The sequence below is a fragment of the Kaistella sp. SH40-3 genome (assembly GCF_030686865.1).
In the GTDB taxonomy this organism is placed as follows: domain Bacteria; phylum Bacteroidota; class Bacteroidia; order Flavobacteriales; family Weeksellaceae; genus Kaistella.
Window position 1 is genome coordinate 294,459 of the sequence record NZ_JAQYUS010000002.1, and the last position, 26,966, is coordinate 321,424.

The following is a 26,966-nucleotide window of genomic DNA, read 5'->3' on the forward strand; positions in this document are numbered from 1 at the left end:
AATTTTAATAGTGAAAAAATAATATCTTTTTCCTAAAAAATAAAGTATAAAAAAGATATGAAAAAAACAGACCAGCCACAAATTTTGGTGAAATTTAATAATAGAATATTTCCGACAAACATAAAATATCTTCTTATCAATAACTAATTAGTTACTGTAATTTATCCCCTTTCTATGCTTTATAGGAAATTAGAATTGATGTCTCCTCTGTCATCCATTCAAAATCCCTACCTTTGCGTCTTATAAAATTTGCAAAATAATGAACGCTTTTATTGAAGAACTAAAATGGCGCGGCCTGTTTGCCGACATGATGCCAGGAACCGAAGAACAACTGAATAAGGAAATGACCACAGCGTATATAGGCTTTGATCCAACCGCAGATTCGTTGCATATCGGAAGTTTAATCCCTATCAAAGTTCTGGCGCATTATCAGCAACACGGTCATAAACCAATCGCTTTAGTAGGTGGCGCAACCGGCATGATCGGTGATCCTTCTGGGAAATCTAATGAGCGAAATGCTTTAGATGAAGATACACTAAACCATTACGTTGCTTGTTTACAAAAACAATTGTCAAAGTTTTTGAAATTTGACGGATCAGAACCGAACAGTGCCGAATTGGTGAACAATTATGACTGGATGAAAGAAATTTCTTTCCTGGATTTTATTCGTGATACCGGTAAACATATCACCGTGAATTACATGATGGCGAAAGAGTCGGTGAAGAAAAGAATTACCGGAGAAGGTGGCGCAGAAGGAATGAGTTTCACCGAGTTTTCTTACCAATTATTACAAGGATACGATTACCTTCATTTGTACAAAGAGAAAAATATGAGGCTGCAAATGGGTGGTTCTGATCAGTGGGGAAATATCACCACCGGAACAGAATTAATCCGCAGAAAAGTTCAGGGAGAAGCATTTGCTTTAACGATGCCTTTGATTACAAAAGCCGACGGTTCTAAATTCGGAAAATCTGAAGCAGGTGAAAATTACTGGCTGGATGCGAAAAGGACTTCGCCTTATAAATTCTACCAATTTTGGCTAAACGCAACGGATGCGGATGCGGAAAGATTCATTAAATATTACACTTTCCTAAGTAAAGAAGAAATTGAAACTTTAATTGAAGATCATAAAACTGCTCCACACGAAAGAAAGTTGCAGAAAAAACTAGCCGAAGAAGTGACAGTTTGGGTTCACAACCGCGAAGAATTTGAAAAAGCAGTGAAAGCCTCCGAAATCTTATTTGGGCGTTCTACTGCAGAAGAGTTAGTAAGTTTGGATGAAGCAACTTTCTTAGAAGTTTTTGAAGGAGTTCCACAAAAGGAGCTCTTAAAATCTGAAGTTGTTGGAAGCAATATCATTGATTTAATTTCTGACAAATCTGGTTTCCTAAAATCTAAAGGAGAAGCAAAAAGAGAATTGACCAGCAATGCAATTTCCATTAATAAAGAAAAAGTAAGCGAGACTTTCGAAATTGCTGAAAAAGATTTAATCGATGGCAAATTCCTTTTACTACAAAAAGGAAAGAAGAATTATTTCATTGTAAAAGCTATTTAAATAAAACTGATATTCATCAGTATTAACAAACAATTGTGAAAGCCGGATGATTTCCGGCTTTCATCTTTAGGGTTTTCCTCGTATCTTTGTGAAATAATATATACTATGGTTATCATCCTATTCATCATTGTCCTTTGGTATTCGGGACTATTTTTTCAAACTTTTTTTCTGCACCGATATGCGGCTCACCAATCCTTCAAAATGTCAAAGTTTGGGGAAAAATTATGTTATGTTTTAACTTGGGTTACACAAGGTTCTAACTATCTTTCAGCTTACGGATATGGCGTTATGCACAGAATGCATCATGCTTACGCAGATACGGAGAAAGATCCACACTCACCGAAATACGACGACAATTTATTTTCGATGATGTGGCGTACAAAGAAAATTTATGCAGACATTAACAGTCAGAAAGCAATCATCGAAGAAAAATTTACAAAGAATGTTCCTCAGTGGGAAGGTTTCGATAAATTCGCCAGTTCTTGGGGTTCCCGATTAGCATGGGGAATTGCGTACACCGTATTTTTCTACTTTTTTGCAACCGCTTGGTGGCAATGGCTTTTGTTACCTGTTGCCTATATGATGGCGCCAATTCACGGTGTAATCATCAATTGGTTCGGACACATCTACGGTTATACCAACTTCAAAGTTTCTGATACTTCTAAAAATCTTTTCCGTTTCGACTGGTTAATGATGGGCGAAGGTTACCATAACAATCACCACAAACACGGTGGCAGAGCGAACTTCGGTGGCGTAAGATGGCACGAAATCGATGTTACTTATTACATTATGATTCTTTTAGATAAAATGAAACTGATCAAACTGAAACCTGTTGAAGTTGTTAGAAGAGAACATTAAAAATAAAAAGCGTCTCGTCAAATATTTGGCGAGACGCTTTTTTATAATTTCTTTATGTTTTTCTAAATCCTAAAGTTGTATCTCAGGCTGAAGGTGCTGCACAAAATCAATAAGGAAAGGCAGTTCTTCAATATCTTTGTCAATGATGAATCCATTGTACGTAAGAACATCTAAATCAATTTCTCGCGGCGCATTTTTATTTTCAATTCGTACTCTTCCTAATAATGCTTCAATTTGTTTTAAATGCATTTTTATTTCAGACAAACTTTTTTTAGTATGAAGAAGAATTGCTCCATTTAAAAATTCTGCTTGATCTTCAAATTTGAGAGGTTTCGTTTTGATGAATTCTGTACGCTGCATGATAAAACCTAATTGCTGAAGATGCGCTAAAGCTTTAGTAAAGTTTGCATCGTCATTAATATTTGAACCTAAAGCAATTACTGCGGTATTGTATCGGTCTGAACCATCAATCTGAACCATCACATTATCTGTGAAACGCAAAGCATTTGGTTTTTCAACTTTCACCCAGATATCTTGCAGCCCGGCATTAGAAGATTGAATATAAGTGTAAATTTTCTCCGCCAAAGCTTCAATGAGATGAAAACTTTTTTGATCTACAAAATCAATAATTCCCTTCGTAATGTTTTTATAATCCACCGCATTTTCTACCTCATCAGTTTCTGATGCCAAAGCAGTATCATATTTAAAGGAGAAAGAAATGATGATATCTTGCAGCTTTTCAGTTTCCCAATCCATGAAACCGATAAATGCTCTCAGACGTAAATTTTCTACCCGAACAATGGATAATTTTGGATTATAGGTTGCACCCATATTTTATTTCTTATTTAATGTTTATTTAGGTTTTGTTCATAAAATCAAAACCTACAATGGAATTGGAACGATTCTATTTCCAAAAATACTTAATTTTAAACCAAATGTTCACCACCATCAATATATAAAATTTGCCCGGTGAAGAATTTACTGTCCAGAATAAATTGAACCGCTTTTAAAATCTCCTCTAAATTACCAATGGTCTTTAACGGAATATTCTGAGCCAAATTCATTAAGTAACTTTCATCTTCACCTTCTGGTGGCAGAATTAAGCCTGGTCCAATTCCATTTACCCGAATGTCGGGAGCTAATTCTACGGCAGAAATTCGGGTGAAATCTTTCAATAATTTTTTACTTAAAATATAATCGAGATGCACCGTACTATTTTTGGTAACTTTGGTATCAACGAAATTAATGATATTTCCTTTTCCGTAAACCTTTGCAAATGCTTTTGTTAGCAGATAAGGAATTTTAAAATTAATGGTCATCTCTTTATCTAAAAGTTCACTTCCCTCTTCTTTAAAATTTGATTTAATAAAATCTGACGCACAGTTAACTAAAATTTCAATGGTGATTTTTTTCTTTTTTAAATCCTGAAAAATTTGATTAAAATCATTTTCTTTTAAAAAATTAATTTGCAGCAATTCAACTTTCAAACCGCTGTAACCAGATTCAATATCATCTTTCACTTTTTGGGCTTTTTCTTTCGAGGAATTATAATGGAGAACCAAATTATAACCTTGCTTTGCAAGATGAATTGCGACTGCTTTTCCGATTCTATCGGCACTTCCAGTTATTAATGCGTAATTTTTCATATTTGTTTTTTTGGCTAAATAATGCTCAAGTTAAAAAATATAACTTGAGCACAATATATTAAATGAGTGAAATTTAGTTTAAAAACCTTCTTTGACTATAAATTCTTCGCCGATTCCTAAAGATGCTAAATGGCCTTCAACCGCATTCATCATTGGAGGCGGACCACAGAGGTAATAATATTTTAAATGTTCTTCGGAATATTTTTTAATTAAATCCGCCGATATATACCCATGTTCATATCCTTCCAAATCCTCATCCGAAAGAATATTGATGAAATTTTTTCCAAGCATTGAGGTAAAGCGATCTTCTAAAATGATATCTGCCTTTGTCTTATTCGCATAAAGAAGTTTATTTCCACTCAGCTGATTTTGTTTTTCTAAATTCTTTAAAATCGCAATAAACGGTGTAATTCCAGCACCACCCGCAATAAATATTCCCGCTCCTTTAAAATGTATATCTCCAAAAGAATCATAAATAATCACCTCATCTCCCGGTTTAGAAGAAAGTAATTCATTGGTCATACCTTTATGTTCCGGATAGGTTTTGATGGTAAATTCTATATGATCATCTTCCGGCACAGACGTAAAAGTGAAGCAGTTTTTTTTGTCGCTCCAGTCCGGTTTATTAAGTGCAATATCTACCGCCTGTCCTGGGATATAAGTTAAACCTGCAGGCTTGTCGAGTACGATTTGCAGAACATCATGAGTGAGATGTTTAATTGATTTAATGGTGGTTAATTGGGACATGATTCATTATTAATGATTATAAATGTACGATAATATTTCTTTCAAAATAATTAATTTAGCAAAATGAGAGACTAAATTAAAACCGACTTCACAACTCTAATAACCCATTATTCCTGATAAAGAAAAGATGAATTAATAGAAATTTAAACCGATTACAACAAATTCATTTTCAATACTTTCTGAAGTTCTTCTATCATTTAAAAAAAGGAGGAAAATTTTATTTTACAATAATCTTTCCTTTCATCACGACGTGTACCGTACAATAATAATCTGCTGTTTTTTCCGGATTGAAAGTCCAGGATTGACCAGTTTGTAACATTGGCGATGCCCAGGTATTTTGTACTTCTGTTGCATTATGTGCTACAATATCTTTGTTAATGAAAGTTACGTTATCGCCTTTATTTACAGTAATCGTTGCGGGATTAAATTTCATATTTTCGATGGTTACCACATGAGTTTCTGCTTTTGAATTGGATTCTGCAGCAGTTAAATTTTTGGCAGCCGATGCTGAATCAACAGTTGACATACTGGCCGGAGATTCTGCAGTGGCACTAACTGGTGCAGTAGTTTCTTCAGGAATCGTATCATCTTTGGATCCGGAATTACAACTCGTGACATTCAACAAACTTACTAGCGCAAATGCTGAAAATCCTACTTTAAAAAAATGTTTTAAGGAATACATTATCTTTTATTTCAATGTTTTCTGAAGCATTTTTGCATGTTCAAGATGCGTTTTAAAGATTGGTAATGCTTTTTGAAGCAGTGCTTTTACTTCTGCATTTTTAGACTGTGGCATAAGCGTATTTTCTACCACACCAATTACAGCCTCATGATAAGAAACCTCATTATCGACATACGCTTTATCAAATGATTTTCCTGTTTTAGCATTTAAAACTACTTTTTCTTTTACTACCCCAGCCAATAAAGATTTTGAAACCTCATTGGATAGTGGAGTTACTTTTAATTTCGTTACCAGATCTACCGCCATTTTAATCACAGCAGTATGGTCATTTTCCATCGTTGTAGCAAAGTTGATGACCTCTTTATTATGTGATTTTTTCAATGCAATTTTAGCATAATCTATATCTACTTGGTTGGCAGTCACTGCAACAGAAGCAATTTCAGGATCTGTAAGTTGTGGAGTCTTGGCGGTTTGTGCAGAAACTGCGACAGAGGACAACAATGCAGACAATAGCACTGCCCCTGATAATACTAAATTTTTTAGCGTTTTCATTTTGTTGATTTTTAAGTTAAGAATGATATGCTTTAATTTTTAAAGAAAAAATTCTTCGAATCTTGAATTTCTTTCCTTAAAAAAGTGAATAAGAAGTTCACAGCATTTCATGAAACATCAAAAAATAAAACCGCTCCGAACCGCTTACAAATAGATAGAGTACAGCAAGTACAGAAAGGTTACAAAAGATTTCAACTTATTCTAAAAAAAAATCCCCTCCCAAAAAGGGAAGGAATTTTCTAACAATTAAAATTTATGGAATTTTTGTGTTTTACTTAATGAAACTGTTCTGCTTCAGTTGAGCCAGCCAAAGCGGTTGTTGAAGAATTTCCGTCTGTTACGACCGTTTGAACTTCATCGAAATAAGACGTTCCGACAAAACTCTGGTGTTTCACAGCGCGGAAACCTTTGGATTGTAAGGCGAATTCTCTTTCCTGCAATTCGCTGTAACCGGCCATTCCTCTTTCTTTGTACGCCAAAGCCAACTCGAACATCGAAGTATTTAAGGCGTGGAATCCGGCCAAAGTGATGAACTGGAATTTGTAACCCATAGCGGCTAATTCTTCGCGGAACGTTTCCATTTCGGGAACTGATAATTTAGCAGCCCAGTTGAAAGAGGGTGAACAGTTGTACGCCAACATTTTTCCGGGGAATTTTGCGTGAATTCCTTCGGCGAATTTTCTCGCATAATCCAAATCCGGATTTGAAGTTTCCATCCAAATCAAATCGGCATAAGGAGCGTAAGCCAAACCTCTGTCGATTCCCTGCTCTACTCCATTATTCACTTCATAAAATCCTTCAGTCGTTCTTTTCCCAGTCACGAATCTTTTGTCTCTATCATCAATATCTGAAGTTAATAAATCTGCAGCATCAGCATCGGTTCTCGCTACCAAAACAGTTGGAACGCCGCAAACATCGGCTGCCAAACGAGCCGCAACTAATTTGTTAATCGCTTCCTGAGTTGGCACTAAAACCTTTCCACCTAAATGTCCACATTTTTTAGCAGAAGATAATTGATCTTCAAAGTGAACTCCGGCTGCTCCGGCTTCAATCATTTGTTTCATCAGTTCAAAAGCATTTAAGTTTCCACCAAAACCTGCTTCTGCATCTGCTACGATTGGAACTAAATAATCTTTGCAATCTTCACTCTTAACTTCATTCACAGACTGAATTTGATCAGCACGCAACAAAGCGTTATTAATTCTCTTCACAACAGACGGAACTGAATTCGCAGGATACAAACTTTGATCTGGATACATTTCGCCACTCAAATTCGCATCTGCGGCAACTTGCCAACCTGAAAGATATATTGCTTCTAAACCTGCATCAACTTCCTGTACTGCTTGATTTCCTGTTAAAGCACCTAATCCTGCCACGAAATCCTGGTTGTTTAATTTCTCCCATAATTTCTCCGACATTAATTTTGCAATCGTATAATCGAGTTTATAAGAACCTCGAAGTTTCAATACTTTTTCTGCGGAATACGGTCTTTTGATACCGTTCCATCTTGGACTTTCTAACCATTCTTTTTCCAGTTGCTGGATTTGTTCTTGCTTGTTCATATCGATTTGTTTTTGTGATTTGTATTAAATTCTAAACGCAAAGGCGCAAAGATTTTTTGAATAATATACTTCTGAAATTACGGACTCAAAGGCGTTTGACTTCGTCGAATCTTCGATTTCACTTGCAAAGGGAATGTTCTTTTTTGTACTTTTAGAATAAAGATTAACTTAAACTTTTGTGACTTTTGTGGTTTTATTCCTCTTGGCTCTTTTTACTTTTTCCTTGGCTCTTAAATAAACTGATACGCTTTCAATGTCAAAAATTCTGCAAAGTTGTCATTTAGAATAAGGTCATCAAAAAGTTCGGTTGCTAGTTCAAATTTTCCATTATTGAATCTTTCTTCACCGACATAATTTTTAATTTTATCAAGTTCTTCTTCCTGCCAGTTCAAAACCATTTCGGGCATTAATGTTCTGCCGTCGTCCAGTTTCGCTTGATTTTTAAGCCATTGCCAAATTTGTGTCCTGGAGATTTCTGCGGTTGCAGCGTCTTCCATTAAATTATATAAAGCCGCAGCGCCAACGCCCATTAACCAAGATTCTATATATAAGATGCCGACATTAATATTTTTTCTAACGCCATTTTCAGTAATCGTTCCCTTTGGAATCTCAAGGAGATTTTCTTCAGAAATATGATACTCTTCAAATTTTTTATTGATTTGATTTGGCGTCGGCATAAACTCATCAAAGATTTTCTTTGCCACAGAAACTAATCCTGGATGGGCGACCCAAGTTCCGTCGTGTCCGTTTTTTACTTCTCGTTCTTTATCTGCACGAACTTTCGCATAAGCGATTTCATTTTCTGCTTCATTATTTTTAACTGGAATTTGAGCGGCCATTCCGCCCATCGCGTGAACATTTCTTTTATGACAAACCTGAATAACTCTTTTCGAGTAAGCACTCATAAAAGGAGAAGCCATCGTAACCTGATCTCTGTCCGGAACCAAAAATTCTGGGAGATTTCTAAATTTTTTGATGAAAGAGAAAATATAATCCCAACGTCCACAGTTTAAACCTGAACTGTGTTCTTTTAATTCATATAAAATTTCGTCGAGTTGAAAAGCAGCCGTAATGGTTTCAATTAAAACCGTGGCTTTAATTGTTCCCTGTAGAATTTCTAAATAATCCTGAGAAAATCTGAAAACGTCGTTCCACCATTTCGCTTCTTTATAATGTTCTAATTTTGGCAAATAAAAATAAGGCCCGCTTCCATTATCAATTAGTTTCTTCGCATTTCTAAAAAAGTAAATTCCGAAATCGATTAAAGAACCTGAGGCTTTTTCACCATTAAATTCAATATTTTTTTCTTCTAGATGCAAACCTCGCGGACGAACTAAAAGCGTGGCTAAATTTTCACCCAGTTCATATCTTTTTCCGTTTTCATTTTCAAAACTGATAGTTCTGTTGATTGCATCAGAAAGATTTCTTTGTCCCTCCATACAATTTTCCCAAGTGGGAGAATTGCTGTCTTCAAAATCGGCCATAAAAGTTGATGCGCCAGAATTCAAAGCATTGATTACCATTTTTCTTTCAACCGGTCCCGTAATTTCAACTCTCCTGTCCAACAAATCTTTCGGCAAAGGATTGCAAACCCAATTACCATTTCTAATCTCCTCCGTTTCAGGTAAAAATTTAGGAAGCTGATGATGATCGAATTCTACCTGTTTCATGGTCCGCGCATGAAGAAGCGCAATTCTTTCATTATTAAATTTCGAATGAAGTGCGGTTAAGAAACTCACTAATTCGGAAGTAAAGAGGTCGTTGTATTGTTCTTGAGGAAGAATTTGAAATTGTGTTGCCGTTTCCATTTTGTATAAACTTTAATGATTTGGTATTACAAACTTAGGCAAAAAATATTCACTAACAGCGAACGTTCGCTAAAATTATAAAATAATTATTATGCGAACAACCGCATAATTTTATTTACCTTTGTATTCATCGGATTTTACAATCTATTTAGAAATAGTATAAATTAATTTTACTTAATGGCAAGCGACAGTGATTTTATAAAAACAGTTTTCGGATTGAAAATGAAGCAGTTCCGACAAAAGAAGAATTTTTCTTTACAAGATCTGGCGAATTTAACAGGCGTTTCTAAATCTTATTTAAATGAGATTGAAAACGGTAAAAAATATCCGAAGCACGATAAAATTGCACAACTTGCCACAGCGCTGAATTGCACTTATGACGATTTGGTTTCTACAAAACTTGATAAAAGTTTAGCGCCGATTGCAGAAATTATACAGTCCGATTTTTTCAAAGAAATTCCGCTTGACCTTTTTGGAATTAATAAAACAAACCTCATCAGCATCATCAGCGATGCTCCGAAAAAAGTCACTGCATTTATCAATACTTTAATTGAAATTTCAAAGAATTACAATTTAAGTAAAGAGCGTTTTTTCTTTGCCGTGATTAGAAGTTTTCAGGAATTGCATGATAATTATTTTCCGGACATTGAGGAAAAAGCAAAGGCTTATATTCTGGAAAATAACATTTCTAGCAAACCAAAATCCGGTGAATTTGAAGATATTTTAAAAATACAATTTGAGTACGAAATCAGATCTCTGGATTTGGAACAATACGGCGCTTCGGGGAAATTACGGTCGCTTTATATTCCGGAAAAGAAATTACTTTTATTGAATGAACTTTTAGATGAAGATCAGAAAACATTTATCCTGGCGAAAGAAATCGGGTTTAATGTAATGAATCTAAATCCCCGTCCGAACACGTATTCCTGGTTAGATTTCACAAGTTTTGAAGAACTTTTAAATAACTATTATGTTTCTTATTTCGCTGGATGTTTGCTGATTCGCAAAGAAATATTAGCCCAGGAAATCAACGAATTTTTTCAAAACCCAGAATGGAATCCAAAACTTTTTGAAAATCTAATCGAAGAATTTACGAACTCGCCGGAAACCTTCTATTACCGTTTAACGAACATTCTCCCGCAAGAATTGGGAATTAAAGATCTATTCTATCTCTGTTTCACGAAGAAGAAAAATTCAGATAAAATTCAGATTTTAAAGGAATTGCATTTGAATCAGCAACAAGCGCCGCACGCAAATGCAACGAACGAACATTACTGCAGACGCTGGATTGCGGTAAAAAATCTTTCAAATTTAAAAGAAAACGAAAAACTTACCGATGCTCAAATCTCTCATTATAAAGATAGCGGATTGACCTATCTGGTGATTTCCACTTCACAGAAAAACCCTTTTTCGGATGGAACAAACAGAAGTTATTGTGTGGGAATTTTATTGAATTCTAATTCTTTAAAGAAAATTAAATTTGCAAAAAGTGATCAGATTAAAACCGTAAATGTTGGTGTAACTTGCGAAGTCTGCAGCATTCCGGATTGCGAGGTTCGACAGGCGCCACCCTCAAGACTGGAGAAAGAAATCTTTAATGAAAATATGAAGAAATCGATTCAGAAGATTCGGAAAGAAATGCTTTAAGAAAAATATTAAATCTTAATTTTACCTTATTGTTTAAATATGAAAAAATATTTAACACTCCTATTAGTTGCAATTTCAACACTTTGCTTTTCTCAATTAAAGCAAATGATGGAAGCATTAAAATTAAATCAGCCGGATAAAGCAATTAAAATTGGACAAAACTCAAAGAACGATTCCGATTCATTTGAAATGAATTTTCTTTTTGCGAAAGCGTACAATCAAAAGAAAGATTACAAAAATGCTGAATTATTTATTGAGAAAGCAAAGGTTCTTAGTAATGAAAACTGGCAAAAAGCCTGGATTTCAGTTGAATCAATCCAAACGTATTATGGACTTGGCAAGATTTATGAGGCGAAAAATGTTTATGAAAAGGCGAAAGAAATTCCAGGAACTAAAAACTCAGACAATGAATTAAAATATTGGGGAATTCTGTTTGGGTTTGATGAGTTATACAAAGATTGGAAAAATGTGGAGTCAAGAAACCTGATTTTCCATTTCCAAAATACGATTTCAGAAGAAAATATTAAATCAATTGTATCTTCAAGACAAGACGCTTTCGATAAGATTAATTCCTTTTTTAAATCTGAACTTCCAAAGAAAATTGACTTTTTTGTTTGGGATTTACCAGGTAATCACAATCCATATTTAAACAAAAATTTAGGATTTACAAATCCAGAATTTTGTATTTCTCACAACAGAACAAATCAATCTGCAGGACATGAAATCGCTCACAACATCATTCATTGGAGAAATCCAAACAGTTTGAAAGTAAGATTTATCAATGAAGGAATTGCGGTATATTTTGATCAGAACAAAAATGATAAAATGACCAGTGCAAAGGAAATCAACATTTTAAATCCGGTTTCTATTAAGAAAATGTGGCAAGATGGAAAAGAGATCGATGAAAGTTTGCTTTATCCAATTTCCGGAGCATTTGTAGGGTTTTTGATAAAATACGATAAAGACAAATTTTTGCAACTTTCCGAAAATCAAACTTACGAAAATGCAAAAATTATTTATGGTGACCAACTGGATGATTTGATTTCTAAATTTACAAAAGAATTAAATTCCAAAAATAAATAATCATTATTCACTACAATTCTTCCCAGATTTAAATTCAAAACTAAATCGTAACTTTCAGTAAATAAATGAAGTATGTTTTTAGTCGACTTACTTTTCCCGAATCGGTGTTTGGAATGCAACCGAATCATTCATCATGAAGAAGTGGTTTGTGAATTGTGTTTTGATCAGATTCATTTTACGCATCATCACCATTCCGAAAGCAATCTTTTACTGGAGAAATGTCGGTTACTTTTTCCTATTGAAAGTGCTTTCGCGCTGATGCAGTTTGAGGAAGAAAGCACCAGTCAAAAGATTATTCATCAGTTAAAATACGGCAGCCGGGAGAAAATCGGAAAAATCATCGCAAACTGGACTTTAGAAAAAATTGATTTCAATTCTATGAAAATTGATCTTTTGGCAACGGTTCCACTTCATCCGAAAAAAGAGAAAGAACGTGGTTATAATCAATTGCATTTGTTTGCAGACTCACTTTCCAAAGAATTGAAAATTTCGTGCGATCACACTTTAATTAAAAGGAATTTCTACAAAAAAGCACAAGCCAAAAAACGACGCGAGCAAAGAACTTTTAATGAAAATCTGTTTTCAATTAACAAGAAAATTTCAAATCAGCATATTTTATTAATCGATGATGTTTTCACGACTGGAAATACGATGAGCGCCGTGGCCTGGCAAATTTTAAAGGAAGGAAATAATAAAGTAAGCGTTTTGGTAATGGCGATGGACTAAAAAAACTCCTTATCAAAAAGAGAAGGAGTTTCCAAGATTATATATTTATCTGTGCAAATCTGTGAAATCTGTGTGCATTGTTACTCTCACAGATCCCACGGATTTACACAGATTTTTTTTAAATGATATGACATTAAAGATGATTATCTCTGTAATTTCTCGCCGTAAGATAAATCTCCTGCATCACCCAATCCTGGCGTGATATATCCTTTTGAAGTTAGTTTTTCGTCAATCACTCCAACCCAGATTTTCGCTTCAGGATAGGCGTTTTGAATGGCATCAACTCCTTGCTGAGATGCGATGGCTGCAACGATATGAAGTTGTGTTGGCTTCCCGTGATTTAATAAATCCTTTATTGCCTCAATTAAACTTGCTCCTGTTGCCAACATTGGATCTGCGACGATTAACGGCCTTCCATCAACGCTCGGACAAGTTAAATAATCCTGTTTAATGGAAAAATAATCATTAGCGTCATGTTTTCTGTAAGCGGCAACGAAACCACAATCTGCTTTATCCAGATAATTTAAAATTCCCTGAAACAAAGGAACACCTGCTCTCAATATCGTAGTAATTACAGGTTGCACCGCAACTTCTTTGGCTTTAATTTTATCTAAAGGTGTCGTGATTTCAATTTCCTCGGTTTCTAATCCTTTGCTGATTTCAAAGGCGGCAATTTCGCCGATACGTTCCATATTTCTGCGGAATCTTAATCGGTCAGTTTGAACATCTACATTGCGAAGTTCATTAATCCAAGTATTTACTAAAGAGAAATTGTCTGAAAGAATTGTTATCATTGCTATAAGTTAGGTTGCAAAGTTCGTGATAATTTTAAGTATTAAAAAGCCCTTTAGATAAAATCTAAAAGGCTTGGGTTTTTATTTTTGACGGAAATAGACTTCAATAGGAACTCCGGTGAATCCGAACTCTTTTCGAAGTTGGTTTTCCGCAAATCTTTTGTAGGCTTCTTTTACGTATTGGGGTAAGTTGCAGAAAAATACGAACTGCGGACTTGGAGTTGGAAGTTGTACGCAATATTTAATTTTCACGTATTTCCCTTTCAATGCTGGTGGCGGCGTTTTCTCAAAAATAGGAAGCATAATTTCATTCAGTTTCGAAGTTTTAATTTTCTTCGCTCTGTTTTGGTAAACCTCCATCGCAACTTCTACGGTTTTTAGGATTCTCTGTTTCGTTAAAGCAGATACAAAAAGAATTGGAATATCCGTAAACTGACCAATTTTTTCTTTAATTCTTGCTTCGAAGTCACGGGTTGTATTGGTTTCTTTTTCTACCAAATCCCATTTGTTGACAACGATTACAATTCCTTTTCTGTTTTTCTGAGCCAGTCCGAAAATATTCATATCCTGAGATTCCCATCCTAAAGTAGCATCAACCATAATGATCACAACATCAGAATACTCAATCGAACGAACAGAACGCATTACCGAATAGAACTCTAAATCTTCTTTTACTTTGGCTTTACGACGCATTCCGGCGGTATCAACCAAAACAAATTCATGTCCGAATTTATTATATAAAGTTTGGATTGAATCACGCGTTGTTCCAGCAACATCAGTTACTATATTTTGTTCTTTGTCTAAAAGTGCGTTGGTTAAAGTTGATTTTCCAACGTTTGGTCTTCCTGCAATCGTAATTTTAGGTAAACCTTCGAAAGGATCTTTGTATTCGGTAGTGGGGAAATCTTTTACGATATCATCCAACAACTCTCCGGTTCCGGAACCTGTTGCAGAAGACATGGTGTAATATTTTGAAATTCCCAACTGATAGAATTCAGTTGCAGCCAATTCTTCTTTTGCAGAATCTGCTTTGTTAACTACGATATACACCGGCTTATTCGAACGACGCAACATTTCGTGTATTTCGATATCTGTATCTGTTAAACCTTCAGCAACATTCAGCATGAAAATAATTGAGGTTGCTTCATCAACCGCTAATTCAACCTGTTTGATAATTTCTCCCTGGAATGCATCTTCAGTATCAACTTCGTAACCTCCGGTATCGATTACAGTGAATTCAACTCCGTTCCAGTCAGATTTTCCGTAATGACGGTCTCTGGTAACTCCGGCGGTTGAATCTACGATTGCTTCTCTACGTTCTAGAAAACGGTTAAAAAGGGTGGATTTCCCAACGTTGGGACGTCCTACTATGGCGACGATATTCGACATAAAATTTTGTTTAATAATGTTATTATTAATGGGTTACTCGAACTTTTCAAGCCCAAAAATTTTTGCAAAGATAGTTTATTTTAGCCGTTTCTTTTATTAATGTTAATATTTGTAACTTTAACATTGGTTTTATTACCTATCAAAGTACGAAGTATTAAACCTTATTATAAAAATTAACAACCAAAAACTCTAAATCATGACTGCTATTTTAATTCTTCTGGCGGCGATCGCCATCTTTTTCTTTTACGGAATCTCAATCTACAACCGCTTGGTTAAATTAAAAACAATGGTCCAGGAAGCTTGGAGCAGCATCGATGTGATGTTGAAAAAAAGGCATGACTTAATTCCTAACTTAGTAGAAACCGTAAAAGGTTATGCAACGCACGAGAGAGAAACATTTGACAGTGTAACGCGTGCCAGAGCAGCAGCAATGAGCGCAAACACTATTCAGGAAAAGGAAGCCGCAGAAAAAAATCTGAATCAGGCGATGATGAATCTGAATGCTGTTGCCGAACAATATCCGGATCTAAAAGCAAACACCAATTTCTTACAACTTCAAACTGAACTTTCTGCTCTAGAAGGCGACATCGAAAAAGCAAGAAGATATTATAATGGAACTGTTCGGGAAAACAATATCCTGGTGGATACTTTCCCAAGTAATTTTATTGCGAACATGTTCAAATTCACCAAATCTGCCTTCTTTGAATTAGATAATATAGCAGAGCGCGTGGTGCCGAGCATTAAATTCTAAAACCATGAAACGTTTATTCATAGGATTTTTCCTACTGATTTTCAGTTTGGGATTTGCACAGGATGTGAACTCAACTGGAAATGAGGCATATAATTACGAACATATTTTAGCATTTCATTCTGATATTACAATCTCTAAAGATGCCGAAACCACGATTACTGAAAATATTAAAGTTTATGCAAATGGCAATATTATAAAGCGAGGAATTTTTCGTTCACTTCCTTTATGGCGAAATATAAATGGAAAAAAAATCAGAATTAAATATGATATCCTTTCCGTTCGAAAAAATGGTTTGAAAGAAAACTATCACACCGAAAAAACGAGTGACGACTACGGCATATATTTCGGCGACAAAGACATCATCTTATCTCCAGGGGTTTACGATTATGAACTAAAATATAAAACGAATGATCAAATTGGATTCTTTAAGGATTATGATGAATTTTACTGGAACGTAAACGGTGCATTATGGAATTTCCCGGTGGATGAAATTTCAGCGAAAGTTACTTTACCTGCAGGTGCAAAAATCATACAGCAATCTTGTTATACGGGAAGTTACGGCTCAACCACTTCCAATTGTATCGGAAATCAAACAACTGAAAACACGGTAGAATGGTCTGCAAAAAACTTAGGTCAAAATGAAGGTTTAACTATCGCTGTTGGCTTTAATAAAGGAATTTTTACTCCGCCCCCTCCACCAGGAATGTTGGAAAAATATGGAGTTTTAGGCCTGCTGATTGCAGCAGCTCTGGGTTTATTTGGATATTTCTATACCAGTTGGCAGAAGTACGGAATCGATCCACAAAAACCAATTGTTTATCCACAGTTTAATGCGCCCCAAAATCTATCGCCGGCATCTTTGGGGTATTTGGAGAACGATTATTATTCGGCGCAGATGATCTCAGCATCAATCGTAAACTTGGCGGTTAAAGGTTTCCTCAAAATCATTGAGAATGATAAAAGAATTTTAGGGATTTTCGGTGGCAAAGAATATACTTTACAAAAAATAAAAGAACAGGATCAGACTTTACCGAAAGAGGAAATCAACCTGATGAATAAACTATTTGATGATGGTTCACAAACGGTAACTTTTGATGGAAAATATAATTCTAAAATAGAATACGCTGTTAATGATTTTAAAGCAAGTTTGAAATTTCAGCACGATGCTTTTTTATCTAAAGGGAATAATTACAATAAACTCTACCTTCCGATTTTAATTATTTCAGTATTATATGGACTTGGATTATTTTTCAGTTACAAAACAAGTTATAGCGATGTGCATGTAGGTGCTGGGATTCCACTGGGCGCTGCGGCACTATTTTTCGGGATATTTATTTCTATCTATTTCGAAAGATCTACCGTAGTGAAAGTTCTTTTCGCCCTCATTTCAGTTGGTTTGGTTTTAATTTCATTCACCTTATTTTCCTTAGACACAACACGATCAGAGAATCTTGGTTTCTATGCAAGTTATGGATTCTTGATATTCGGTTTTATAAGTATTATTCTTTTTCAATACCTCATCAAACAGCCTACTCCTGAAAAATTAGAAACCCAATCTCTCATTGAAGGGTTCAAAATGTACTTGGGAACGGCAGAAGAAAAAACATTACAATTTCATAATCCACCAGCAATGACGCCAGAGGTTTTTGAAAAAATGTTGCCTTACGCGATGGTTTTAGGTGTTGATAAAATATGGGGTCAAAAATTTCAAAATATGTTGAAGACCTCATCATTGGCAAACCAGCAATACCATTCGAGTTGGTATGTTGGCAGTTCGATGATAAATATGAATTTCGCCAATACGTTAAGTTCTTCTTTATCGCAATCGATCGCGAGTTCTTCTACCCAACCTTCCAGTTCTGGAAGTGGTTCAGGTGGCGGCGGATTCTCTGGCGGTGGAGGCGGCGGTGGCGGTGGCGGCGGCTGGTAAAAACAAAAAGCGTTCTGAAATTTTCAGAACGCTTTTTTATGTCGTAGATGATTCTTTGATTTAAATAAAGAATTACTTTTTTCTCTTCGCTTTTGATTTCGCTTTTTCCTGCGCACGGTTGGCTCCGATTTTTTTCGGAATTTTTCTGGCGTGTGGTCCACCCCAGTTTTCTTTTTTATTTTTGTCTTTTTTCTCGTGGAATGCGCCACCACCTTCTTCTAACTTCACGGTGTGTGCATTTTTCATTACCACCTCATCTTTTTCAGAAGCGATTTTTACTGGATTGATTTTAACTTCAGCCGGGAATTCTTTCATGATTACCGATTTATCCATTAAAACTTCGATATCCAATAATTGAACTTCTTCTTTTACAGTAACGAAAGAAACGGCAATACCATTTTTATCTGCACGACCCGTACGACCAATTCTGTGGATATACTGTTCCGGAACTTCCGGGATTTCAAAATTAATAACGTGCGTAATATCTGAAATATCTAGACCACGCGCCATAATATCGGTGGTAATCAAACCGCGAACTTCCTGTTTCTCAAAACTGCGCATCGCATTCAAACGGTAATTCTGTGATTTATTGGAGTGAATCACATCAAACTGATCCGGGAATAATTCCTCGATTTTGGTATATAATAAATCGGCGTGCTTTTTATTGTTACAGAAAATAAGAACTTTTGAAAAGTCTTCGTCTGTTTTTAATAAATGTTCAAGCAGGTTTATTTTGGTGTTAAAGTTTTCGACCTTATACCCAATCTGCTCAATTTTTTCTAATGGAGTTCCAGATTTCGCTAATGAAATTTCCATCGGACCTGAGAAATATTCATAGAGTAAAGCATCAACTGCTTCGGTCATGGTTGCAGAAAAAAGAATATTTTGTCTCTTCTCTTTCATCATCTGGAAAATATGCGTCAACTGTGCTTTGAAACCTAAGTTAAGCATTTCGTCAAATTCATCAATGATCAGTTTTGAAACTTCTTTTAAAGAAATTGCGTTGTCAATCGCCAAATCCATTACTCTACCAGGCGTTCCAACAAGAATATCACAACCGTCTGCAAAAAGTAATTTTTGAGTTTTAATATTTTTTCCACCGTAAATCCCGATTACCCGGGCAGTAATATCTTTAGTTAAATGCTCAACGATTCCAGCCACCTGAACCACCAGTTCACGGGTTGGAACAAGGATAAGAACGGTTGGATTTCCACTCTTATTATATTTCCAGGTTTTAAGAACTGGAAGGAGATACGCTAAAGTTTTTCCGGTACCGGTTTGTGCAATTCCCATCACATCTCGACCTGAAAGAATAGGACTCAAGGTTTTCAATTGAATCGGTGTCGGTTCAAATAAATTAGAATCCGCTAAAACATTAAGAATTTTTTCGGGAAGATCGAAATCGGCAAAGGTCATTTTTTCCATTTTGCAAAGATAGTTTTTTTGACAGGATTATAATATGTTGTAATTTGGAAGAATGAAAGGTTTTATATTCCTAATGTTGCTGCTGGTTTTTTCCTGTGATAAAAAGGAAAAAATAAATCCTGGTCAAAATACAGAATCACGAAAAGTTGAAAACTCTGTTAAATTAAAAGTTACTGACAGTCTTTATTCTCACCCTTGGTTTCAGTATTATCAAAAGTATAATCCCAATTTCATTCTTGAAAATTTTCAGTTAAAACAAACCTCTCCTATTTCTTATCAGGAATCGTCTGTTATTATCATGAATAAGAAAGGCTTCAACGAAATCTACAAACCGTTCTTCGTTTTTAATAACAGTAAAACTAAATATCTGGATTTCGACAGTTATCAATGGACATTAATGCCCGATGGAAGTGCTGGATTTGAAGCCGATCAGCAAGTGAATTTAGTAGATTTCAAAAAGAAAGAGGCGAAACAAATTGCATTTTTCGGTCCCTCTTACTGGATTGAAGATGCGTATTGGAAAGGTGATTCTGTCGCAGTTGTCCTGGGAAATTCTTACGACAAAGTTCCATTTATAATGAAATATAACTTTAATAAAAATGAAGTTAAAAATTATGAATATCCAGATACTTTAAAAATTAAAACGCCTTATTCAAAATTCCGCTTAAGAAATAAGGGGATAAAAGTGGAGTAATTAAATATATATATTCTCATTCAAGTAACATTTAGATTTTTCCGCACACTAACTTATTAAATAAAATAAAAGCCGTGTAACAAAACTCTACTGCGGGTTGTCTATAAAAATATAAACTATTGAATGAAATCTATACTCTTTACCTCTACTCTTTTTTACTCAGCAATTTTTACGGCACAATCGAAACAAGATACTATTAAGCAAAAAGACATCGAAGAAGTTACGGTAATTGCTCGAAAACCCACCGTAGAAAGCAAAGCAGACCGCACGGTTTTCAATGTTGCTAACAGTTCAATTTTAGCGGGAAATACAACCTGGGAAGTTCTGCGAATGACTCCGCTTGTAAGTATCGACAACAATGATGTGATAAAATCTGAAGGTGAAAGTGTAACCGTTTATATTAATGACCGAAAATCAGTTTTCACCGGAAAAGAATTGAAAGAATATCTGAAAACAATTCCAGCCGAAAATTTGATGAAAATTGAGGTGATCACAAGTCCGTCCTCAAAATACGAAACCACCGGCCAGGTTATTAATATCATTTTAAAGAAAAATGAAAATGAGGGAATTAAAGGAAGCGCTACCTTTAATAATAACCAAAGCAGCAAAAATTCTCAATATTCCAATATTAATTTAAATTACCATAAAAAAAACTTTACTCAAACGCTTACCGGAAGTTATAGCGATAACAGTAACACCTATTCCAATAATCAGGAAAATTTCTTTTATGAAAATAGCGCCCGAAATTATATTAATTCGGAAAGTGTTGGCATATATCGCGGTCCTTCTTTCTCGGCGACTTCTGAACTGGAACTGACCAACAAAAATAATTTAGGATTTATTTTCGAATACAATCACTCTAACCGTAATAATGATTCTGACGTAAATGGGAAAAATTATATCGGTGATCAATTTCAAAATTCTTTCATCAGACAGCAGAATACGCAGGGCAAATACGATAATTTGGGCAGCAATCTTTTCTATAAATACTACGATAAAGAAAAAAATAAAATTTTAGATATTAATGTTGGAATTAATTTCAGCGGTGCCGAAAATCAAAATAATTTTACAACCAATTTCAGTTCAAATCCCATTCCGGTCGGAGCGAGAATTATGGAAAACAATCAGGAGCGAGAATATTATCTGAAAGTTGATTATTCCCAACCGATTGGTAAAGAAGGAAGTCAGTTGGAATTTGGAGGGAAAATGGACTTTAAAGATAATATCCTGCCGTCGGATTATTTCAATCTTACCAATGGTGGATTTGTTTTTGATGAAACACGAAGCAATAGTTTTCAATATACAGATAATTTAAATTCACTGTATGCGAATTTTACCAAAACTTTTTTTAAGAAATTAGAAACCAGAATTGGTTTGCGCTTTGAGAATATTTCTTATACCATTAGACAGGATGTAGGAAATGTGGAAAAAACGAAATCCTACAACACTTTGTTACCGGATTTGCTTGTAAAATATGCATTTACAGAGAATTATAATCTTAGCGCTACTTACAATCATAATATTTGGCGACCGTGGTATTCTGAATTTAATCCTTTTCTACAACCCAGTGACGACGGAACATATTACCGTGGGAACATGGATTTACAAGCGAACCCAAGTGATCGGTTTACCTTAAAACTGGGACTTTATAAGAAGTATTTTATTTCGGGAACCTATTACTTCAGCAATCATGACTATTGGACTTCTTATATCATAGAAGATGGAAAAACGGTTAGCGTTCCTACCAATTTTGATGGACGTACCGAAAGATATTCACTTAACTTTAATACGAATCAAACTTTTCTAAAGAACAAACTCAGTATTAATCTTAATGTTGGCGCTAATTATACCGATAACAGCGACTTCAACACACGTAATAATTTGAATGCCAAGAATTATATTACCAACATTAATGGATCTACCAATATATCGTACACCAATTTATTCGGAAAGAATATCAATTTAAATGCGTGGGTCGGGGTTTACAGTCAGAACAGCGGAAATTCTGTCGGAAATAAAGACAATATTTTTCACACTTTTTCTGCCACAAAAATATTCGAACCTTTGCAATTAGAGGCGACCATAAGATTAAATAATATTTTCCTGAAACCCAGTTCTGACCGAACGACCTTCGCACCGATTGGAACTTTTCGAAATATTTCTGCTTTTGACTGGTATGGAATTGCTTTCAGTTTGGTAAAAAGATTTGGAAACCAGAAAGTGAAAGAAAACACCAAAACCAATGTAGAAAAAGAAGGTGGAGGCGCTAAATAATCGAAAAAAAAAGGAAGTAGTTCAATTCTACTTCCTTTTTTTATATTTAATTCAATGCTTATTCCCACTCGATCGTTGCCGGTGGTTTACTTGAAATATCATAAGCAACACGGTTAATACCTCGAACCTCATTGATGATTCTATTGGAAATAGTATCCAAGAATTCATATGGAAGTCTGCTCCAGGTTGCCGTCATGAAATCAGTCGTGTTTGCTGAACGAACAACTGCGGTGTATTCATACGTTCTTTCATCGCCCATCACTCCTACAGATTTTACAGGAAGTAAGACGACAAATGCCTGCGAAACTTTATCGTACAAATCATTTTTATACAATTCTTCGATGAAAATATCATCGGCTTCCTGCAGGATTCTCACTTTTTCAGCATCGACTGCACCAAGAATTCTGATCCCTAAACCAGGTCCCGGGAACGGATGACGGTGAACCAAATGATGTGGAATACCCAATTCCTCTCCTACTTTACGAACTTCATCTTTAAAGAGTTCACGCAAAGGTTCAAGCAATTCGAAATCCATTTCTTCCGGAAGTCCACCCACATTATGGTGAGATTTAATGACAGCCGATGGACCTTTTACCGATTGACTTTCAATCACATCCGGATAAATTGTTCCTTGGGCTAAAAATTTTGCTCCTTCTATTTTATGCGATTCTTCGTCAAAGACCGCAACGAATTCGTTTCCGATAGCTTTACGTTTTGCTTCCGGATCTGAAACGCCGGCGAGTTTGGATAAAAATCTTTCGGAAGCGTCGATCATTTTAATTTTAAGGTTAAAATGCTCACCGTAATTTTCCATTACTTTTTTGCCTTCGTCTTTTCTTAAAAGTCCGGTATCAACGAAGATACATTGTAACTGATCGCCAATTGCTTTATGAATTAAAACGGCAGCAACCGAAGAATCTACGCCTCCCGAAAGTCCTAGAATTACTTTTTGATCGCCAACTCTTTCTTTAATATCAGCAATTGTTTCGTCGATATAATTGGTGAGTTTCCAGTTTTGGGGTGCTTTACAAACATTGAAGACAAAGTTCTCCATCATTCGCGAACCTTCTTCGGTATGAGAAACTTCAGGGTGAAACTGCACGCAATAAATTTTCTTTGATTCGTCGGAGATGGCAGAAATTACGTCGGTCATTCCATTGATCACGAAACCTTCGGGAAGTGTTTCTACTTCATCGAAATGGCTCATCCAAACGGTTGAGAAACGGCTTACTCCTGAAAGTAAAGTATTTGATTTCTGGATTTGAAGTTTGGCTTTTCCGTATTCGCCTTTTTCTCCTTTCTTTACTTTTCCGCCGAGTAAATGCGTTGTTAACTGCATTCCGTAGCAAATTCCGAGTACCGGAATATTTCGGTCGAATAATGCTATGTCAACCAAGTGCGCATTTTCTGCGTTTACAGAACTTGGTCCGCCAGAAAGAATTATTCCGGACGGTTCACGCTCCAGGATTTCTGCTAAAGGGGTATTGAAAGGAAGGACCTCTGAATAAACGCCCATTTCGCGGATTCTTCGTCCAATAAGTTGATTGTATTGTGATCCAAAGTCGAGGATGATAATTCCGTTTTGCATATGTATGTGTTGGGTATTAGTAATTAGGTGTTAGTTAATTTAAGAAAAATAATTTTGTTTTTATAACCGAATCCCTAGCCCTGATCGCAGTGAAAATCCCGGAATGAGGCGCGAGCGAAGCGAGCGCCGAATGAGGAATTGTAACGGAGAGCAGGTTCCCGGCTTCTAGAAACAAAAATAAAAAAGACGTGGAAAACCACGCCTTAGGAGTTAAAACTTGCCGATATCTTCTCTGTAATATTCGTAGTCGTAATGAATGATGTCGGCACCCTGGTACACTTTTTTGCGTGCCTCGTCGAAAGAATCGCCGGTTGCGACCAAACTCAAAACGCGCCCACCATCGGTATAAATTTTATCACCTTTCATTCTTGCTCCGGCAAATAAAACCTGGCTATCTTCTACTTTTTCGATATTTCTGATCTCAAAACCAGTTTCGATCTGACGCGGATAACCGCCGGAACACATCACCAAACAAACTGCTTTTTTGTCGCTGAATTTCAGTTCGATGTCGTTTCCGTCTAAACAATCCATGATCACGTCATAAAGATTATTTTCCATCAAAGCCAAAATTACCTGCGTTTCCGGATCACCCAGTCTCATGTTATATTCGAGCAAATAAGTTCCGTCTTTGGTGACCATTAAACCAAAAAAGATAAAACCTTTGAAACGGATATTTTGAGAGTGAAGTCCTTCTAAAGTAGGTTTCAAGATATTTTCTTCAAAATCTTTCTGGTGAACGTCGGTAAATTCCGGACTTGGAGCAACGCTTCCCATTCCGCCAGTATTTGGACCCGTATCACCATTGCCGGCTTTTTTATAATCCTTTACTGGAATACATGGAAATAATTTCTCCCCATTAGAGAAGGCAATAATGGAAGCCTCGAAACCTCTTAAATATTCTTCGATAACCAACTGAATTCCAGCATCACCAAAGATTCTGTCGATCATAAATCGGTGAATGGTTGTTTCTGCCTCGGCTAAATCGTCGGCAATCACCACCCCTTTTCCACCAGCAAGTCCACTTGCTTTGATTACCAAAGGAAATTCTTGTGTTCTTACATAATCGATTGCGTCTTGGTAGGCTTCAAACACCTTTGCTTTCGCAGTTTTGATATTGTGCGTCTGCATGAATTTTTTAGAGAAGGCTTTGCTTCCTTCTAATTCTGCAGTTCTTTTTCTAGGGCCGAAAATCTTAAGATTATGTTTCTTAAACTCATCCACAATCCCAGCAACTAAAGGTGCTTCCGGACCGACGATGGTCAAATCTATTCTTTCTTTGATAGCGAAATCACGTAATCCTTCGATGCTGTCTTCATATATATTCTGGCCCAGCAATTCTGTGGTTGCATTTCCTTTGGCGAAATACAATTTAGAAATTCTTTTATCGCTGCTTAATTTCAGAGCGATGGCAGATTCTCTGGCGCCATTTCCTACGATTAATATTTTCATTTGTCTTTATTTATTAATGTTTAATGGAACCGCTTCCTTGATTTATTGACTAAATCAAATTTCATTTAAAGCGAATTCAAATTTTACTGTTTGTTTGTGTTTTACAAAAATACTAATTTGAAAGTGGATTTCAAATTTAGTTGGAAAAAAATTCCGTTCTATTTAAGTATAGCAAAATCAATGCAAAAAATGTCTCATTCCCGTAAACATCATTGGAATACCATGTTCGTTGGCTGCTTCAATGCTTTCTTCGTCGCGCATACTTCCACCTGGTTGGATGATTGCTTTGATGCCTTCTTTGGCACAAAAATCAACGACATCCCGGAAAGGGAAAAAGGCGTCGGAAGCCATAACTAAATCTCCCTGAAATTTTTCTTTTGCTCTTTCAACGGCGTGTTCAGTTGCCCAGATTCTGTTCACCTGTCCGCCACCAATACCCAATGCCTGGAATCCGTTGCTAACAACAATCGCATTTGATTTCACATATTTCACCACACGTTGCGCAAATAATAAGGCTTTTTCTTGTTCGGCTGTTGGTTTGAAAACGGTGACTGTTTTAATGTCATCAGAAAACTGATTGTCATTATCCTGAACTAACATTCCACCATCAATTTTCACCCAAGTTTGTTTATCGGTAACTGGATTTTTAATTTTAATGATTCGCAGATTTTTTTTCTTTTTCAAAAATTCTAAAGCATCTTCACCGAAATCCGGCGCCATCACAATTTCTAAAAATGTTTTACTTAATTCTTCAGCCGTGGCTAAATCTACTTTAAAGTTCATTCCAATAATTCCACCAAAAATAGAAACTGGATCACATTCGAATGTTTTCTTATAGGTTTCCACAGCCGTTGTTCCGATCGCAACGCCACAAGGTGTAGAATGTTTTACGGCGCAACAAGCCATTTCGTCTTTAAACTCGTTAACAACTTTCCAACATAAATCCATATCGCGAAGATTGTTGAAGGACAATTCTTTTCCACCCAAAATTTCGAAATCTTTCATCGCACCGTTTTCAGTTGTTGAAGTATAGTACGCCGCAGTTTGATGTGGATTTTCGCCATATCTTAAGTCGGAAACTTTTTGATAAGAAGCGTTTAAGTATTGTGGATAATCTTCATCTAAAAGCATTTGAGCAATTGCTGCGTCATAAGCAGAAGTCAGATTAAATACTTTTCCGGCCAATTTTTTACGGGTTTCTAGAGTTGTGTTACCTGATTCTTCAATTTCTTTTTGAACCAAAGCATAATCTTCAACATTGGTAATTACAGCAACAGATTGAAAATTCTTCGCACCAGAACGCAACATTGAAGGTCCACCAATATCAATGAATTCTACTTTATCTTCTAAAGAAATATCGGTATTTGCATGAGCGAAAAACGGATACAAGTTCACCACAACCATATCGATTAATCCGATTCCGTGTTCTTGAACGGTATTCATGTGTTCTTCATTCGAACGAACTGCAAGCAATCCGCCGTGAACTTTTGGATGCAATGTTTTTACGCGACCATCCAACATTTCTGGGAAATCAGTTACTTCATCAATTTGAATAGGATTTAAACCGGCGTCTTTTAAATGTTTAAAAGTTCCGCCCGTGGAAATTAATTCGTAATTGTTTGCTTCTAAAAACTTTGCAAAATCTACGAGTCCGGCTTTATCGGAAACGGAGATGAGCGCTCTTTTTTTTGACATTTTCTTTCGTTTTTTACTTTTTATTAGATCCGTTCTTTCACCAACGGTGATTGTTTTTTTTAATTCCGTAGGTTTCACCGACGGTTATTATTGTTGAATTCCTTCGGAATT

Annotated in this window: 22 protein-coding genes; 9 read left to right on the plus strand and 13 right to left on the minus strand. The window is 35.7% G+C overall.

Annotated elements, in window-relative coordinates; translation table 11 throughout:
- The first annotated feature begins 259 nt into the window (after nucleotides 1-259).
- Together tyrS and PUH65_RS05135 are read left to right on the plus strand one after the other, a co-directional pair.
- Nucleotides 260-1,555, plus strand: a complete 1,296-nt coding sequence (tyrS, locus tag PUH65_RS05130; protein WP_305518721.1) for a tyrosine--tRNA ligase — start codon at nucleotides 260-262, stop codon at nucleotides 1,553-1,555.
- A 105-nt stretch (nucleotides 1,556-1,660) separates the two neighbouring features.
- Complete coding sequence (locus PUH65_RS05135; RefSeq protein ID WP_305518722.1) at nucleotides 1,661-2,413, plus strand: acyl-CoA desaturase; 753 nt, start codon at nucleotides 1,661-1,663, stop codon at nucleotides 2,411-2,413.
- Between the two features lie 69 nt (nucleotides 2,414-2,482).
- On the opposite strand, the gene folK is transcribed toward PUH65_RS05135, so the two are convergent.
- The 7 genes from folK to aceB form a co-directional block, all read right to left on the minus strand.
- A complete protein-coding gene (gene folK, locus PUH65_RS05140) occupies nucleotides 2,483-3,244 on the minus strand; it encodes a 2-amino-4-hydroxy-6-hydroxymethyldihydropteridine diphosphokinase (RefSeq protein ID WP_305518723.1) in 762 nt (253 codons plus the stop codon).
- A 95-nt stretch (nucleotides 3,245-3,339) separates the two neighbouring features.
- Nucleotides 3,340-4,059, minus strand: a complete 720-nt coding sequence (locus tag PUH65_RS05145; protein WP_305518724.1) for an SDR family oxidoreductase — start codon at nucleotides 4,057-4,059, stop codon at nucleotides 3,340-3,342.
- Between the two features lie 78 nt (nucleotides 4,060-4,137).
- Nucleotides 4,138-4,806 carry a flavodoxin reductase gene (locus PUH65_RS05150; protein WP_305518725.1) on the minus strand — a complete coding sequence of 223 codons (669 nt, stop codon included), beginning with the start codon at nucleotides 4,804-4,806 and terminating at the stop codon, nucleotides 4,138-4,140.
- 217 nt (nucleotides 4,807-5,023) lie between these two features.
- On the minus strand, nucleotides 5,024-5,488 hold the full coding sequence (locus PUH65_RS05155; protein WP_305518726.1) for a plastocyanin/azurin family copper-binding protein: 465 nt from the start codon (nucleotides 5,486-5,488) through the stop codon (nucleotides 5,024-5,026).
- A gap of 6 nt (nucleotides 5,489-5,494) precedes the next feature.
- On the minus strand, nucleotides 5,495-6,040 hold the full coding sequence (locus tag PUH65_RS05160) for a DUF4142 domain-containing protein (RefSeq protein ID WP_305518727.1): 546 nt from the start codon (nucleotides 6,038-6,040) through the stop codon (nucleotides 5,495-5,497).
- 275 nt (nucleotides 6,041-6,315) lie between these two features.
- On the minus strand, nucleotides 6,316-7,602 hold the full coding sequence (gene aceA / locus PUH65_RS05165; RefSeq protein ID WP_305518728.1) for an isocitrate lyase: 1,287 nt from the start codon (nucleotides 7,600-7,602) through the stop codon (nucleotides 6,316-6,318).
- A 230-nt stretch (nucleotides 7,603-7,832) separates the two neighbouring features.
- Entirely contained in the window at nucleotides 7,833-9,410 is a 1,578-nt protein-coding gene (aceB, locus tag PUH65_RS05170; protein ID WP_305518729.1) for a malate synthase A, read from the minus strand.
- Nucleotides 9,411-9,587: 177 nt separating this feature from the next.
- Between aceB and PUH65_RS05175 the strand changes: the two genes are divergently transcribed.
- The 3 genes from PUH65_RS05175 (at nucleotide 9,588) to PUH65_RS05185 (ending at nucleotide 12,866) form a co-directional block, all read left to right on the plus strand.
- Nucleotides 9,588-11,057, plus strand: a complete 1,470-nt coding sequence (locus PUH65_RS05175; protein WP_305518730.1) for a helix-turn-helix domain-containing protein — start codon at nucleotides 9,588-9,590, stop codon at nucleotides 11,055-11,057.
- A gap of 39 nt (nucleotides 11,058-11,096) precedes the next feature.
- Nucleotides 11,097-12,140: a lipopolysaccharide assembly protein LapB gene (locus PUH65_RS05180; RefSeq protein WP_305518731.1), complete on the plus strand. Its 1,044-nt coding sequence runs from the start codon at nucleotides 11,097-11,099 to the stop codon at nucleotides 12,138-12,140.
- 72 nt (nucleotides 12,141-12,212) lie between these two features.
- A complete protein-coding gene (locus PUH65_RS05185; RefSeq protein ID WP_305518732.1) occupies nucleotides 12,213-12,866 on the plus strand; it encodes a ComF family protein in 654 nt (217 codons plus the stop codon).
- Between the two features lie 143 nt (nucleotides 12,867-13,009).
- On the opposite strand, the gene upp is transcribed toward PUH65_RS05185, so the two are convergent.
- Nucleotides 13,010-13,660 carry a uracil phosphoribosyltransferase gene (upp, locus tag PUH65_RS05190; protein WP_305518733.1) on the minus strand — a complete coding sequence of 217 codons (651 nt, stop codon included), beginning with the start codon at nucleotides 13,658-13,660 and terminating at the stop codon, nucleotides 13,010-13,012.
- 81 nt (nucleotides 13,661-13,741) lie between these two features.
- Nucleotides 13,742-15,049 carry a ribosome biogenesis GTPase Der gene (gene der / locus PUH65_RS05195; RefSeq protein WP_305518734.1) on the minus strand — a complete coding sequence of 436 codons (1,308 nt, stop codon included), beginning with the start codon at nucleotides 15,047-15,049 and terminating at the stop codon, nucleotides 13,742-13,744.
- Between the two features lie 196 nt (nucleotides 15,050-15,245).
- Here der and PUH65_RS05200 point away from each other — a divergent pair, with 196 nt between their 5' ends.
- A complete protein-coding gene (locus tag PUH65_RS05200) occupies nucleotides 15,246-15,800 on the plus strand; it encodes a LemA family protein (RefSeq protein WP_305518735.1) in 555 nt (184 codons plus the stop codon).
- Between the two features lie 4 nt (nucleotides 15,801-15,804).
- Nucleotides 15,805-17,730, plus strand: coding sequence for a DUF2207 domain-containing protein (locus PUH65_RS05205; protein WP_305518736.1), 1,926 nt, complete (start codon nucleotides 15,805-15,807; stop codon nucleotides 17,728-17,730).
- Between the two features lie 72 nt (nucleotides 17,731-17,802).
- Here the strand turns inward: PUH65_RS05205 and PUH65_RS05210 are convergent, their stop codons facing one another.
- Nucleotides 17,803-19,155, minus strand: a complete 1,353-nt coding sequence (locus PUH65_RS05210) for a DEAD/DEAH box helicase (protein WP_305518737.1) — start codon at nucleotides 19,153-19,155, stop codon at nucleotides 17,803-17,805.
- Between the two features lie 52 nt (nucleotides 19,156-19,207).
- Between PUH65_RS05210 and PUH65_RS05215 the strand changes: the two genes are divergently transcribed.
- Both PUH65_RS05215 and PUH65_RS05220 read left to right on the plus strand, forming a co-directional pair.
- The gene (locus PUH65_RS05215) at nucleotides 19,208-19,849 is read left to right on the plus strand and encodes a hypothetical protein (protein ID WP_305518738.1); all 642 of its coding nucleotides are present in this window, start codon (nucleotides 19,208-19,210) and stop codon (nucleotides 19,847-19,849) included.
- Nucleotides 19,850-19,972: 123 nt separating this feature from the next.
- Complete coding sequence (locus tag PUH65_RS05220) at nucleotides 19,973-22,123, plus strand: outer membrane beta-barrel family protein (RefSeq protein WP_305518739.1); 2,151 nt, start codon at nucleotides 19,973-19,975, stop codon at nucleotides 22,121-22,123.
- Between the two features lie 58 nt (nucleotides 22,124-22,181).
- Here the strand turns inward: PUH65_RS05220 and guaA are convergent, their stop codons facing one another.
- From guaA to purH, 3 genes are all read right to left on the minus strand, one after another.
- Complete coding sequence (gene guaA, locus PUH65_RS05225; protein WP_305518740.1) at nucleotides 22,182-23,711, minus strand: glutamine-hydrolyzing GMP synthase; 1,530 nt, start codon at nucleotides 23,709-23,711, stop codon at nucleotides 22,182-22,184.
- 210 nt (nucleotides 23,712-23,921) lie between these two features.
- On the minus strand, nucleotides 23,922-25,160 hold the full coding sequence (purD, locus tag PUH65_RS05230) for a phosphoribosylamine--glycine ligase (protein ID WP_305518741.1): 1,239 nt from the start codon (nucleotides 25,158-25,160) through the stop codon (nucleotides 23,922-23,924).
- A 177-nt stretch (nucleotides 25,161-25,337) separates the two neighbouring features.
- On the minus strand, nucleotides 25,338-26,855 hold the full coding sequence (purH, locus tag PUH65_RS05235) for a bifunctional phosphoribosylaminoimidazolecarboxamide formyltransferase/IMP cyclohydrolase (protein ID WP_305518742.1): 1,518 nt from the start codon (nucleotides 26,853-26,855) through the stop codon (nucleotides 25,338-25,340).
- Nucleotides 26,856-26,966: the final 111 nt, after the last annotated feature.

Bases quoted from the DNA above. Each gene is read 5' to 3' on its own strand.
- PUH65_RS05175 (WP_305518730.1), top strand. From the start codon at position 9,588: ATGGCAAGCGACAGTGATTTTATAAAAACAGTTTTCGGATTGAAAATG.
- folK (WP_305518723.1), bottom strand. From the start codon at position 3,244: ATGGGTGCAACCTATAATCCAAAATTATCCATTGTTCGGGTAGAAAAT.
- PUH65_RS05215 (WP_305518738.1), top strand. From the start codon at position 19,208: ATGAAAGGTTTTATATTCCTAATGTTGCTGCTGGTTTTTTCCTGTGAT.
- der (WP_305518734.1), bottom strand. From the start codon at position 15,049: ATGTCGAATATCGTCGCCATAGTAGGACGTCCCAACGTTGGGAAATCC.
- PUH65_RS05180 (WP_305518731.1), top strand. From the start codon at position 11,097: ATGAAAAAATATTTAACACTCCTATTAGTTGCAATTTCAACACTTTGC.
- PUH65_RS05160 (WP_305518727.1), bottom strand. From the start codon at position 6,040: ATGAAAACGCTAAAAAATTTAGTATTATCAGGGGCAGTGCTATTGTCT.
- guaA (WP_305518740.1), bottom strand. From the start codon at position 23,711: ATGCAAAACGGAATTATCATCCTCGACTTTGGATCACAATACAATCAA.
- purH (WP_305518742.1), bottom strand. From the start codon at position 26,855: ATGTCAAAAAAAAGAGCGCTCATCTCCGTTTCCGATAAAGCCGGACTC.
- PUH65_RS05200 (WP_305518735.1), top strand. From the start codon at position 15,246: ATGACTGCTATTTTAATTCTTCTGGCGGCGATCGCCATCTTTTTCTTT.
- PUH65_RS05135 (WP_305518722.1), top strand. From the start codon at position 1,661: ATGGTTATCATCCTATTCATCATTGTCCTTTGGTATTCGGGACTATTT.
- PUH65_RS05210 (WP_305518737.1), bottom strand. From the start codon at position 19,155: ATGGAAAAAATGACCTTTGCCGATTTCGATCTTCCCGAAAAAATTCTT.
- PUH65_RS05220 (WP_305518739.1), top strand. From the start codon at position 19,973: ATGAAATCTATACTCTTTACCTCTACTCTTTTTTACTCAGCAATTTTT.
- aceB (WP_305518729.1), bottom strand. From the start codon at position 9,410: ATGGAAACGGCAACACAATTTCAAATTCTTCCTCAAGAACAATACAAC.
- PUH65_RS05145 (WP_305518724.1), bottom strand. From the start codon at position 4,059: ATGAAAAATTACGCATTAATAACTGGAAGTGCCGATAGAATCGGAAAA.
- PUH65_RS05150 (WP_305518725.1), bottom strand. From the start codon at position 4,806: ATGTCCCAATTAACCACCATTAAATCAATTAAACATCTCACTCATGAT.
- upp (WP_305518733.1), bottom strand. From the start codon at position 13,660: ATGATAACAATTCTTTCAGACAATTTCTCTTTAGTAAATACTTGGATT.
- PUH65_RS05185 (WP_305518732.1), top strand. From the start codon at position 12,213: ATGTTTTTAGTCGACTTACTTTTCCCGAATCGGTGTTTGGAATGCAAC.
- PUH65_RS05155 (WP_305518726.1), bottom strand. From the start codon at position 5,488: ATGTATTCCTTAAAACATTTTTTTAAAGTAGGATTTTCAGCATTTGCG.
- aceA (WP_305518728.1), bottom strand. From the start codon at position 7,602: ATGAACAAGCAAGAACAAATCCAGCAACTGGAAAAAGAATGGTTAGAA.
- PUH65_RS05205 (WP_305518736.1), top strand. From the start codon at position 15,805: ATGAAACGTTTATTCATAGGATTTTTCCTACTGATTTTCAGTTTGGGA.
- purD (WP_305518741.1), bottom strand. From the start codon at position 25,160: ATGAAAATATTAATCGTAGGAAATGGCGCCAGAGAATCTGCCATCGCT.
- tyrS (WP_305518721.1), top strand. From the start codon at position 260: ATGAACGCTTTTATTGAAGAACTAAAATGGCGCGGCCTGTTTGCCGAC.